The organism is Acetobacter sp. P1H12_c (assembly GCF_018811975.1).
Lineage (GTDB): Bacteria > Pseudomonadota > Alphaproteobacteria > Acetobacterales > Acetobacteraceae > Acetobacter > Acetobacter persici.
Genome location: NZ_JACRVR010000027.1, coordinates 29,692 through 41,286, shown reverse-complemented (window position 1 = coordinate 41,286; position 11,595 = coordinate 29,692). Strand labels below are relative to the sequence as shown.

15 protein-coding genes are annotated in these 11,595 nt (G+C 62.4%); 11 read left to right on the top strand and 4 right to left on the bottom strand.

The window, feature by feature from the left end:
• The 7 genes from KP699_RS12250 to lptB form a co-directional block, all read left to right on the top strand.
• The coding region (locus KP699_RS12250; protein WP_215762814.1) for a transposase at positions 1-237 on the top strand (237 nt) is incomplete at its 5' end.
• Positions 238-467: 230 nt separating this feature from the next.
• The gene (locus KP699_RS12245) at positions 468-1,031 is read left to right on the top strand and encodes a DedA family protein (RefSeq protein ID WP_252347034.1); all 564 of its coding nucleotides are present in this window, start codon (positions 468-470) and stop codon (positions 1,029-1,031) included.
• Between the two features lie 238 nt (positions 1,032-1,269).
• Complete coding sequence (locus tag KP699_RS12240; RefSeq protein ID WP_077930284.1) at positions 1,270-1,929, top strand: ribonuclease D; 660 nt, start codon at positions 1,270-1,272, stop codon at positions 1,927-1,929.
• 27 nt (positions 1,930-1,956) lie between these two features.
• Positions 1,957-2,964: an SIS domain-containing protein gene (locus KP699_RS12235; RefSeq protein ID WP_212356142.1), complete on the top strand. Its 1,008-nt coding sequence runs from the start codon at positions 1,957-1,959 to the stop codon at positions 2,962-2,964.
• On the top strand, positions 2,961-3,695 hold the full coding sequence (gene lptC / locus KP699_RS12230) for an LPS export ABC transporter periplasmic protein LptC (protein ID WP_215762813.1): 735 nt from the start codon (positions 2,961-2,963) through the stop codon (positions 3,693-3,695). Before KP699_RS12235 ends, lptC begins: the two co-directional genes overlap by 4 nt.
• A 2-nt stretch (positions 3,696-3,697) precedes the next feature.
• The gene (locus KP699_RS12225; protein ID WP_215762812.1) at positions 3,698-4,798 is read left to right on the top strand and encodes an LptA/OstA family protein; all 1,101 of its coding nucleotides are present in this window, start codon (positions 3,698-3,700) and stop codon (positions 4,796-4,798) included.
• 3 nt (positions 4,799-4,801) lie between these two features.
• A complete protein-coding gene (gene lptB, locus KP699_RS12220; RefSeq protein WP_099050337.1) occupies positions 4,802-5,623 on the top strand; it encodes an LPS export ABC transporter ATP-binding protein in 822 nt (273 codons plus the stop codon).
• A gap of 12 nt (positions 5,624-5,635) precedes the next feature.
• Here lptB and KP699_RS12215 read toward each other — a convergent pair whose 3' ends face one another.
• Entirely contained in the window at positions 5,636-5,920 is a 285-nt protein-coding gene (locus KP699_RS12215; RefSeq protein WP_215762811.1) for a hypothetical protein, read from the bottom strand.
• 325 nt (positions 5,921-6,245) lie between these two features.
• Between KP699_RS12215 and hpf the strand changes: the two genes are divergently transcribed.
• The gene (hpf, locus tag KP699_RS12210; protein ID WP_212373797.1) at positions 6,246-6,860 is read left to right on the top strand and encodes a ribosome hibernation-promoting factor, HPF/YfiA family; all 615 of its coding nucleotides are present in this window, start codon (positions 6,246-6,248) and stop codon (positions 6,858-6,860) included.
• Between the two features lie 153 nt (positions 6,861-7,013).
• On the opposite strand, the gene KP699_RS12205 is transcribed toward hpf, so the two are convergent.
• Both KP699_RS12205 and KP699_RS12200 read right to left on the bottom strand, forming a co-directional pair.
• Entirely contained in the window at positions 7,014-7,244 is a 231-nt protein-coding gene (locus tag KP699_RS12205) for a DUF1150 family protein (protein ID WP_370684596.1), read from the bottom strand.
• Positions 7,245-7,353: 109 nt separating this feature from the next.
• Positions 7,354-7,845, bottom strand: coding sequence for an Hsp20 family protein (locus KP699_RS12200; RefSeq protein WP_025829394.1), 492 nt, complete (start codon positions 7,843-7,845; stop codon positions 7,354-7,356).
• A gap of 242 nt (positions 7,846-8,087) precedes the next feature.
• Here KP699_RS12200 and def point away from each other — a divergent pair, with 242 nt between their 5' ends.
• The 3 genes from def to truA all read left to right on the top strand — a co-directional run bounded on the left by def (position 8,088) and on the right by truA (position 10,477).
• On the top strand, positions 8,088-8,648 hold the full coding sequence (gene def / locus KP699_RS12195; RefSeq protein WP_025829393.1) for a peptide deformylase: 561 nt from the start codon (positions 8,088-8,090) through the stop codon (positions 8,646-8,648).
• A gap of 18 nt (positions 8,649-8,666) precedes the next feature.
• Positions 8,667-9,614, top strand: coding sequence for a methionyl-tRNA formyltransferase (fmt, locus tag KP699_RS12190; protein ID WP_215762810.1), 948 nt, complete (start codon positions 8,667-8,669; stop codon positions 9,612-9,614).
• Positions 9,615-9,715: 101 nt separating this feature from the next.
• Positions 9,716-10,477 (top strand): tRNA pseudouridine(38-40) synthase TruA, encoded by a 762-nt coding sequence (gene truA, locus KP699_RS12185; protein WP_252347038.1) that lies wholly within the window; start codon positions 9,716-9,718, stop codon positions 10,475-10,477.
• A gap of 20 nt (positions 10,478-10,497) precedes the next feature.
• On the opposite strand, the gene KP699_RS12180 is transcribed toward truA, so the two are convergent.
• Positions 10,498-11,592, bottom strand: a complete 1,095-nt coding sequence (locus KP699_RS12180; RefSeq protein ID WP_215762808.1) for a nitronate monooxygenase family protein — start codon at positions 11,590-11,592, stop codon at positions 10,498-10,500.
• Between the last annotated feature and the right edge of the window lie 3 nt (positions 11,593-11,595).

The window sequence follows — 11,595 nt, the reverse complement described above, 5'->3', positions numbered from 1 at the left end:
CAGATCAGGTTATCGCTTGCAGAACGCAATATCACAGCCTGTATTCCGCCGAAGAAGAACCGGAAATCAAAGCCACCTTACAATTGGCATCTGTATAAAAAGCGCCATCTGATCGAAAACATGTTCGCAAAGCTGAAAGACTGGCGACGTGTTGCGACCAGATACGACCGCTGCGCTCATACATTCATGTCCGCAATCCACATCGCAGCAAGCTTCATCTTCTATCTTAAAGAATGAGTCCTGAGCCTAAACTCCTTCATCCCACGCCCTTCTGCGGGACGACCGAAGAACTGCCATGCCGCAGCCTGCCTTCTCCCCGGCAGAGGTTTGCGGCATGGTCCGCCTACCCTGCGCGGTTCTGTCGCACCCTCCTGCACAAGGACACCTGACCCCTGCTGCACCATCTGGACACGCTGCTTCAGCATTACGGCTACGGCATTGTTACCTTGATTGTCATGATGGAGAGCATGGGGGTGCCTGTCCCGGCTGAGGACTGTATCATCACGGCCTCGCTCTATTGCCTGAAAACGCATCACCTCGCCATTGGCTGGGTGGCCGTGGCCGCTGTGGCCGGGGCGATTATTGGCGATAACATCGGCTACGTCATTGGCCGCAGGGTTGGGCTGCCCCTGCTGCAAAAATACGGCTCGCGCTTCGGGCTCAATGCCGACCGTCTGATTCTGGGCCAATATCTGTTCCACCACCACGGCAGCGCCATTGTCTTCTGTGGCCGGTTTATTTCCGTCGTGCGGGTATTTGTGGCCGTGCTGGCCGGGGCCTGCCGCATGCACTGGCCGCGCTTCATGCTGTTCAATGCGCTGGGGGGCACCTGCTGGGCAGGCGGCTATGCGCTGGGCACTTATGCGCTGGGCCGCAAGATCTCTGAAGTTTCCGGCCCGGCCGGGATCATCATTGGCATTGCCGCGGTTGGTGGCATGATTGCCATGGGGCGTTTCCTGAAGAAAAACGAGGCCCGGCTGACCCGGCTTGCCGTGCAGGAATCCCGGAACGGCACGCTCCCGGCGTCCTGAAACGCATCCTGAAAACCTGGCCTGTTTCTGCACCTCCTCCTGCATCCCCGTTCCCAAACACACGCCAGATACGCTTCTGGAACACTCAGAGCTCAGGCCAGCGGGCGGCTTGATGGAGTGCTCCGGCAGGACTCACCATCAAATCGCCTGAAAGCTCTGACAGGGTGTCCGGAATGGACATTCCTGCATCCCGGCTGTATCCGTCTGAGCCTGATCAACAACAAGGCAGGAGCGGGTCATGAACGCATCCCGGACCTCTTCCGAGGGAAGCATCACCCTTCATCGTAACGACCTGCCCGACGGGCTGACCTTTACCGGGTCCGTTGCTGTGGATACGGAAACCATGGGCCTCAACCCCCATCGTGACCGGCTGTGCCTTGTGCAGCTTTCCGCCGGAGACGGCACGGCGCATCTGGTGCAGATCATCCCGGAATCCCTCGGCGGTAAAGGGTATGACTGCCCCAACCTCAAACGCCTGATGGCCGATCCTGCCGTCACCAAGATCATGCATTTCGCGCGGTTTGACGTCGCTATTCTCCAGCATGCGCTGGGCATTACCGTCAGCCCCGTGGTCTGCACCAAAATCGCCGCCCGTCTGGTCCGCACCTTTACGGACCGCCACGGTCTGGCCGCCCTGTGCCGGGACATTCTGGGAGTGGAACTGAGCAAGCAGCAGCAGACGTCCGACTGGGGGGCAACAAACCTCAAGCCGGAACAACTGGCCTATGCTGCGTCCGATGTGCTGTATCTGCATGCGCTGTGGGAAAAAATGGATGCGCTGCTGGTGCGTGAAGGCCGCCGGGATCTGGCGCAGGCCTGTTACGACTTCCTGCCCGCGCGTGCCCGGCTTGACCTGCTGGGGTATGAAGACCCCGATATTTTCTCCCACCGCGCCTGATCCCGCCCGGACCGGAACCCGCCCCGCATGACAGACCGCACTCTACCGGCCTCTCCCGCCACCCTCGCGACCGAGGCCGCAGCCGTGATCCAGACGGAACGCACCGGACTGGATGCGCTGGTCCACGCCTTGCAGGACCCGGACGGGCTGGGCGGCGCGTTTGCCCGCGCGGTGGAGATTCTGCTGAGCGTATCCGGCCGCGTGGTGGTAACGGGCATTGGTAAATCCGGCCATGTGGCGCGGAAAATTCAGGCAACCCTTTCTTCCACCGGCACCTCCGCCCTGTTTGTGCATCCGGCAGAAGCCTCCCACGGGGATCTGGGCATGGTGCAGCCGGGGGATGCCGTTCTGGCGTTCTCCAACTCGGGCGAGACGACAGAACTGGGCGATATCGCAGCCCATACCCGCAAGGCAGGGCTGCCGCTGCTGGCGGTGACCAGCCGGGCAAACTCCACACTGGCCTCCGCGGCGGATGTGGCCCTGACGCTCCCTGCCATGCCGGAAGCCTGCCCGATGGGCCTCGCCCCGACCACAAGCACCCTGATGCAACTGGCGTTTGGGGATGCGCTGGCCGTGGTCCTGCTGCGCCAGCGCGGCTTTACCGCCAGCGATTTTGGCAATTTTCACCCCGGAGGCCGTCTGGGCAGCCGCCTGCGCACCGTGCAGGAGCTGATGCATAACGGCGCGGATATCCCGCTGGGGCAGGAAGACACCCCCATGCGGGACGTGATTATGGAAATGACGTGCAAAGCCCTAGGCTGCATTGGCATTCTGGACCATAATGGCCGTCTGGCGGGGCTGATCACGGATGGTGACCTGCGCCGCGCGCTGGACCTTGATCTGACAACCACGCTGGCAAAGGATGTCATGAACCGTCACCCTCTTACCATAGGGCCTGACATTTTTGCTGCTGATGCGCTGCGCATGATGAACGAACGTGACCGCCCCATTACCTCCCTGTTCATTCTGGACGCGGACCGCCGCCCGATGGGCGTTGTGCATGTGCATGACCTGCTGCGGGCGGGCGTGGGATGACCGAACCCGCTGACCGCCCCCCCCAGCGTGATGATTTTGCCCGCTCGCAGGAGAGCGTGCGCCAGCAGCGTGAGCGCATGGCGCCCTCAGCACCCCGCCGCCTGCCGCCGGATGCCGCGGAACTCGCCCGCAGGCGGTTGCTGCTGCGCTGGGCCAAATGGGTTCTGCCCGCCACGGCCCTGCTGCTGCTCAGCTCCATTGCGGTCTGGCCGGAAGTGGACCGGCTGATTAACGCCAACAAGGCGGCGCTGAAAGACCTCTCAAGGGTCAAGATTGAAAGCGGGAATCTGATCGGCGCGACCTATCGGGGTGTAGATGAACATAATCGACCCTTTATGGTGACGGCGGACAGCGCGCATCAGGCCAACCCGGAACGGATGGATCTGACGGACCCGGTGGCGGATATCCTCAGTCAGGGCGGAAGCTGGCTGCTGGTCCGATCGGAAAAAGGCGTCTACATGCAGCATGCACAGATTCTTGACCTCACCGGAGAAGTAACCCTGTATCGTGATGATGGCCTTATGATGCGCAGCCCTGTAGCGGATGTGGATATCCGTACGGGCATTATTGCATCCAACGCGTGGGTGCGGGCAGAAGGGCCATTTGGCGTGCTTGATGCAAAAGGATATCTGGTGTCTCAGCATGAGGGCATTGCCCAGTTCCGCGGGCCGGGCCGACTGATCCTGAATGATGACCGCGGCAGCCATCCGGCTGATGGGAAGGCTTCCTGAATATGCGTCTGCTCCCTCCTTCCGCTAAGCTGGCTGTGGCTCCGGGCCTTATGGCGCTGCCGCTGCTGGCAGCCCTGTTCTGCGGCACAGCCCATGCCCAGTCGATCGACCTTTCCCACGGCGGGCAGATTACCGTCACCGCCGCCGGTGGGTTTGACTGGGACCAGAACCAGAAAAAAGTCACCGCGTATGATCAGGCGAAGGCCGTGCGTGGCGATGTCACGGTCACGGCTGACAAGCTGATTGCCTATTACCGCAAGAAGACTACGCCTGATGGGGCCCCTGCCCCGGAGGACGCCGCAGCAGGCACACCCGCCGGACCCAGTGCATCCGCCGCAGCCGCAGGCACCCCCGCCGCCCCGACCGGCCAGCCACCCGCTCCGGCCAGCACACCGGCCCCGGCGGACACCAAGCCTGCGGACGGAAAACCGGCTGACAGCAAAGCAGGCGGTGGCGACCCGGATTCCTCCGGCGCGAATGAAATTTACCGGCTGGAAGCCGTCGGGCATGTGCATATCTACACCCAAACCGATCAGGGCTGGGGCGATAAGGCCGTGTATGACATGGATCAGGCCGTGCTGGTGATGACGGGCAATGCCCTGAAGCTCACCACCCCGCAGGATATTCTGACGGCGCGGGATTCCATGGAATATTACTCGCAGCAGCGTATTTCCATCGGGCGTGGCAACGCGACGGTCACCACCAATGATAACCGGCAGATCCGCGCGGATGTGCTGGTGGGCTACAGCGCCCCGCCAGACCAGTCCGCCCAGCCTGCGGACCAGAAGAAGGATGCGGGCCAGACCTCATCCGACCCGCTGGCAAACGGTTCTGGCAAGCTGGAAAAGGTCAATGCGTTTGGCCATGTGTGGGTCCGCACACAGACGGAAACCGTCACCGGGGATCGCGGCGTCTACGTGCCGGATACCGGCATTGCCCGTATTGTGGGGAATGTACACATCACTCGCGGGCCAAACCAGATTCAGGGCGCTGCCGCCATCATCAACATGCATACAGGTCTGGCAACCATGACCGAGCGCCCCGGCAGCCGCGTAAGCGGGCTGGTTGTGCCGAACAATGGCGACGGATCGGACAGGAAATAACAGATGACGCAGGAGATCAGCTGGACCTCGGACGAAGCCGTGGACAATCAGATCATCGGGCCGGGGCCTGAACCGGCCGACCTGAACGCCCCCCATGCGCCCGGTCAGGGCCTGTTTGCCAATGGCATTGGCAAATCCTACAAAAAGCGCGAGGTGGTGAAAAACGTCTCCATTGAAGTGCACCGGGGCGAGGCCGTGGGCCTACTCGGGCCAAACGGGGCCGGGAAGACCACCAGCTTCTACATGATTGTGGGCCTTGTGCAGCCGGATACCGGCTCTATCACGCTGGATGGCGCGGATATTACGCAGCTCCCCATGTACCGCCGTGCGCGGCTGGGCATTGGGTATCTGCCGCAGGAAGCCAGTATTTTCCGTGGGCTGAATGTTGAGCAGAACATTATGGCCGCGCTGGAAGTGGTAGAGCGTGACCCGGACCAGCGGGAAGTGATGCTGGACGGGCTGCTGAGCGAATTTGGTATCTCGCATCTGCGCCGCTCTCCCTCCCTCGCTTTGTCAGGCGGTGAGCGGCGGCGTCTGGAAATTGCCCGCGCACTGGCCAGCCAGCCGCATTACATCCTGCTGGATGAACCGCTGGCCGGGATTGACCCCATTGCGGTGGGGGAAATCCGTGACCTTGTTTCACACCTGAAAGACCGTGGCATTGGTGTGCTGATTACCGATCATAACGTGCGTGAGACGCTGGAAGTGATCGACCGCGCCTACATCATGCACAGCGGGCAGGTGCTGATGCAGGGCATACCGGAAGAAATTGTTGCGAACGAGGATGTACGCCGCGTGTATCTGGGCGAGAGCTTCTCGCTGTAAGGCGCGGCCTCCTTACTGCCGCCCTTTAATCACTAACTGCGGCGGCGCAATTTCGGGTACCGGAGGCGCTGGCTCCAGTTCCGGCACCGGGGCCGGAGGGGCCGCGAGACCGGCACGGGTCGTCTGCCTGACCACCTCCACCGGAATCACCACCCGTTCCATCGGCGGCTTGTAATGCGTCATGTACCACATGATGCTGCCATAGGCGGCCAGCAGCGCCAGCAGGATCATCACCTTGACCCGCCACTTGCGGCGCATCTTTGGCATGTTGACGGGCGGGCTGGATCTTAAAAGCATGGCATCCTGTCTGGCTTGCAACTCTGTTCTGTGTTGTATGCGCCAGCTTTCCGCCTCAGCAACCCCGAAGCGTGCGGTTTTTTGAGAAACGGGCCGAAATCCTCGCGCCGTAACGCTGCACGCCCCCTTCGGGTTCCTGCATTAAAACTGTCATAAAACCGTAGACAGACCCGGCCCGGACATGCCCAAATACGTTCAGGCACGCGGGCACAGGCTCCGTGTCTGACGAGTCAAACCGCCTGCGCCTGAGAGAGGGCTGCATCTGTTACGGCTCCGCGCTCAGGCAAAGACGGTCCTGCTTTTAACCAGCAAGGAACGACATCCGATGCATATTCATGTTTCCGGTAAACAGATTGCTCTGTCCGATGCGCTCAAGCACCGGGTCAATGCTCACCTGGGCGGCCTTGCAGAACGATACTTTGACAAGGCGCTGGAAGCCAATGTGACTTTCAGCAAAGCCCGGTCCTTCTTCACCTGTGATATCAACGTGCATGCGGGCCGTGGCCTGACCCTGCGCGGTGAGGGCGAAGCCGCTGACGCCAATGCCGCGTTTGATGATGCCGCCGAACATATTGCCAAACGCCTGCGCCGCTACCATCGCCGCGTGACAACCCACGCCCGCACCAGCAAGGCGGATGTCACGCAGGAAACCGGCCGCTCCTACGTGCTGCAATCCGCGCCGCCCGCCACAAAAGCCCGGCAGGACAGGCCGGATCACGGCACGGACCATGAGGCTCAGGCAGAAGCCGAGACCTATGCCGCGATTATTGCGGAACACACCACGGATATCCCGAGCCTGAGCGTGAGTGAGGCCGTCATGCGGCTTGACCTTGCCGCATGCAGCATTCTGCTTTTCCGCAACCGGAAGAACCAGCAGATCAATCTGGTATACCGGCGTGATGACGGAAATATCGGGTGGGTGGATACGGGGCCGTCCTGAAGGACGGCCTGAGCACCTGCCGCCAAAAAAGGCCCTGCCACACAGCGGATTTTTCATCCGTCCCGTGGCAGGGTTTTTTAATGGGCCTGAGTTTTAATGGGTCAGAGAATGACAAAGGCCGGTGACTGGAAAAATCGATGAATGGAGGGCCAGTTACTGGAGGCTGGCGGGCACCATATCGTGCTGGAGGATAACCCCCCACGCGGTTTCCAGATCTTCCACAACGGCCAGCGGGGAGCCGTCAGCAGCATGAATGGCGCAGCCTTCCTCGCCATCTTCCGTCAGGGCCGGGCGCACATAGGCGACATTGGCAACCCCCAGAGACCGAAACTGTTTTTCGGAAAGCTGATGGACATCCAACGGTTTATCCGACTCATCGGGCATAAGAACAACACGTCCGTTACGGGTCGTGACTCTCATGGTGTCTCCTTTCCGTTTCTAGAAAACCAACGCTGTCCGGCGGAAAAAGATCCGCCAGCCTGCGCCCGGCAGCTCAGTCCTCCACCACCTTATGCAGCATGCGAGAGGAACGGGGCTTCAGACCACCTGCCGCAGCGGCTGCCGTTTTCGTGCTGCCGGGCTGCATGATTTCAATCCGCTTGACGCGCACTTCCGGCTGCGGGCGGAACAGATCAATATGCAGCAGGCCGTTATCCAGCCAGGCCCCGCCAATCTCTATGCCTTCAGCCAGCACAAAAGCCTTCTGGAACTGGCGGGAGGCAATGCCACGGTGCAGATACACATGCTCCTCACCATCTTCCACCTGCCGCCCACGAATGACCAGCTGGTTGTCTTCCTGCGTGATCTGGAGATCATCCATCCGGAATCCCGCCACCGCTAGCGTAATGCGCAGCCCGTTGGGGGCTATCTGTTCAATGTTATAAGGTGGATACCCATCGCCATTGCCTTTGCTGGCCCGCTCAAGCATCTGCTCGAGATGGTCAAAACCAAGGAACATGGGTGAGCCAAATACTCTGCCAGACATAAAGCCTCCCCTTTCTGAGCGAGACAGAAACCGGGCCCTTCATGGCACCCGGCTTTCCTCACGATATGGGAGACACGCGGCCAAACGCAAGACTGCACGGAGGCCCACGCATGCCTGAAAAGGCCGCTCAGGCGCGCTCCTGCATCATCTGAGTCGCGAGTGCGGCATATTTCCCACGGTTTTTGGCACATCCTGAACATCTTCCTCTGGCGCAGCCGGACGCGGGAGGTTAAATCGGGCGTATGACAGACGCAGCCATGACAGACGCAGCTTTTTCCGCTGCGGCGGCAGATGCCGCTCCCATGCCCATCCTCATTGCCCCGCATGCCGTGCTGCGGCGCAAAACACGTGAGGTCAAACCGGAAGATATGGCGGATATCCGCCGGGTTCTGCCCAGTATGTTTTCCGCCATGTATGCCGCCCCCGGCATCGGGCTGGCCGCCCCGCAGGTGGGGCTTGGCCTGCGCTTTGCGCTGGTTGATCTGGGCGAGGAAGAGGCCCGTGAGCCGATTGTCATGATCAACCCGGAAGTAATTGCCGAGACAGAGACACTGGCCGCGCGGGAGGAAGGCTGCCTTTCCCTGCCCAACCAGTACGCGGAAGTCACCCGGCCGGAGAAAGTGCGCGTCCAGTGGCGCACGGTGAGTGGCGATGTCATGGAGCGTGAAGTGGACGGCCTGCTGGCCACCTGCATGCAGCATGAAATTGACCATCTGGAAGGTATCCTGTTTGTGGATCACCTCTCCGTGCTGCGCCGGAACATGATCCTGCGGCGGCTGGCCAAGGAACAGAAGCGGAAATAAGCCGGAGGGCCGGACACCATGCGTCTTATCTTTATGGGCACGCCGGATTTTGCGGTGCCGGCCCTGCGCGCCCTCCATGCCGCAGGGCACGAGATTGTCGCTGTGTATTCCCAGCCCCCGCGCCCCGCTGGCCGGGGCAAGGCGCTACGGGCCTCCCCGGTGCAGCAGGCGGCGGAAGCCCTCGGCCTGCCAGTGCGCCACCCGGAAAAGCTCCGCAAAAATGAGGAAGAATGGGCCGCTTTTGCCGCCTTCAAGGCTGATGCCGCCGTTGTGGCCGCCTATGGCCTCATTCTGCCGCAGGTCATGCTGGATGCGCCGCGCCTTGGCTGCCTGAATATTCATGCCAGCCTGCTCCCGCGCTGGCGCGGGGCCTCGCCCATTCAGAGTTCCATTCTGGCAGGCGATGCGGAAAGCGGCGTGACCATCATGCAGATGGAAGCCGGGCTGGATACCGGCCCTATGCTGCTGCGTGAGGCTGTGCCGATTACAACTGAGACCACCGCCACCAGCCTGCATGATGCGCTGAGCGCCATTGGAGGCCAGCTTGCCGTGCGCGTTCTGGCGGACCACCCTGCCCCCATCCCGCAACCGGAAGAGGGCGTGACCTACGCGCCCATGCTGACGCGGGAGGACGGACGTCTCGACTGGTCCCAGCCCGCCAACGCACTGGACCTGCGTATTCGCGCCCTCACGCCGTGGCCCGGCACTTTTACCGTGCAGGCGGATGGCACGGTGCTGAAAATTGGTGCGGCCACCCCGCTGCCGGACCGCACGCACACGGCCCCGCCTGGCACGGCGCTGGACGATGCCCTGACCATTGCCTGCGGCGAGGGGGCCCTGCGCCTGACGCGCCTGCAAAAACCGGGGCGCGGCATGATGGACGCAGAGGCCTTCCTGCGTGGCCAGCCTGTTCCCGCTGGCACCCGCCTCTACCACACGCCCCCCGCTGCTCCAGACAGCGTATGACGGAGCCGCCGCTGGTCCTGCAGGATCGTTCGCCCATTTTCCCGTGTGACCCGCACGCTGCGGCGGAAAACCGGGATGCGTTCCAGCGCTGGGCCGTTAAAATGGAATATGACGGCACGGGGCTGGTCGGCTGGCAGAAGCAGAATGAGGGCGTCTCTGTCCAGAGCCTTCTGGAAGCCGCCGCGACCCGTATGGCGAACGGACGCCCCGTCTCCAGCATTACCGCCGGACGGACGGATGCCGGGGTCCATGCCACGGGGCAGGTCGCGCATCTGGACTTCCCTGCGGATATGAACCTCGCCCCCCATATCGTGCGGGACGGGCTGAGCTATCACCTCAAGCCCAACACCGTCGCCGTGCTTCAGGCCGCGCGGGTAACGGACAAATGGAGTGCGCGGTTTTCCGCCACATGGCGCTCCTACCTGTACCGCATTATCAACCGCCCTGCCCCTCCGGCGCTTGGGGCCACCCATATGTGGCATGTGCGCGCGCGCCTGAATCTGGACCTGATGCGCGCCGGGGCAGACAGGCTAGTAGGCACGCATGATTTTACGTCTTTCCGCGCCGCCGCCTGTCAGGCCAGAAACCCGGTCCGCACGCTGGACAGTCTGACCGTGGAGCGTGTGGGAGAAGAAATTCATATCCGCACCCGCGCACGGTCTTTCCTGCATCATCAGGTGCGCAACATGGTCGGCACGCTGATTCTTGTCGGCCGGGAACGCTGGGCACCGGAACGCATTACCGCCGCACTGGAAGCCCGCTCCCGCACGGCGGGAGGCCCGACAGCCCCGCCAACCGGCCTGTATCTGACAGGCGTTGGCTACAACCCGGACCCGTTTGCGGACCAGACCCCCTCAGACTAATGCTGGCCGGGCGGCCGGTCTCAGACCTGCCCCGTGCGCTCCGCTGAGCGTATCCGCTGTTTCACACTGTCCTGATAGTCAGCCCAGATTTCCCGAATCAACCGCCCCGCAGGCACTGCGCGGGCCAGTGGCGCGCCCTGCCCGGCCCAGTACGCCCCAAAACCTGCATCCCCCTGTGCGCGGGCAGCTTTGGCCAGTGCTTTCCCGGCATCATACGCAATCGGGTAATCCGGGCAGGCGGGCTTATCCGCCTGTTCCGCAAGCGCGGTAAACCGGTTGGAGAGCCCGCGCGCAGGGCGGCCGGATATCAGACTGACCAGACGGGTATGAAAAGCCGCCTGCCCCATCAGGGTTTTTCGGTACCCGTCCTCAAGGCCTGTTTCCGGGCAGAGCAGAAAAGCCGTGCCCATCTGGGCCGCCACAGCCCCCAGATCCAGCGCTGCAGCAAGACCTGCCCCATCCATGAGGCCGCCCGCAGCCACCACCGGGGCATGACACTGGCGGCTGAGCAGACGCACCAGTGCGAAGGTGCCCAGTGCATCATCCGGTGCATCGGGGTCAAAAATGCCCCGGTGCCCTCCGGCCTCAATCCCCTGCGCCACGACCATATCCATCCCGGCTGCTTCTGCCGCGCGGGCTTCTGCCGGGCTGGTGACACTCGCCAGCAGGACTGCGCCTGCCTGTTTGAGCGCCGTCACACAGGCTGCGGGCGGCAGGCCAAAATGAAAACTGATAACGGCTGGCCTGACCTCAAGCAGCAGCGCCATCATCTCCGGGTCATCCAGAAAACTTGTATAGGACGCAGACAATTTTTCAGGCGGCGCCGCCCCGTATTCTGCAAAAACCGGTTTCAGCCAGTCCAGCCAGCGGGCCTCACGCTCCGGGTCCTGTCGGGGTGTCTGATGCACAAACAGATTGACGTTAAAGGGCCGGTCCGTTCTGGCGCGGACTTCCGCCATCATGGCGCGCGCCTGCGCGGGATTTGCTGAGCCGAGGCCCAGCCCGCCCAGCCCTCYGGCCATGGAGACTTCCGCCGCCAGCAGGGGCGTCGCCACCCCGGCCATCGGGGCCTGAAAAACCGGGACACTCAGCCCCAGACGCTCAAGAGTCTGCATGCG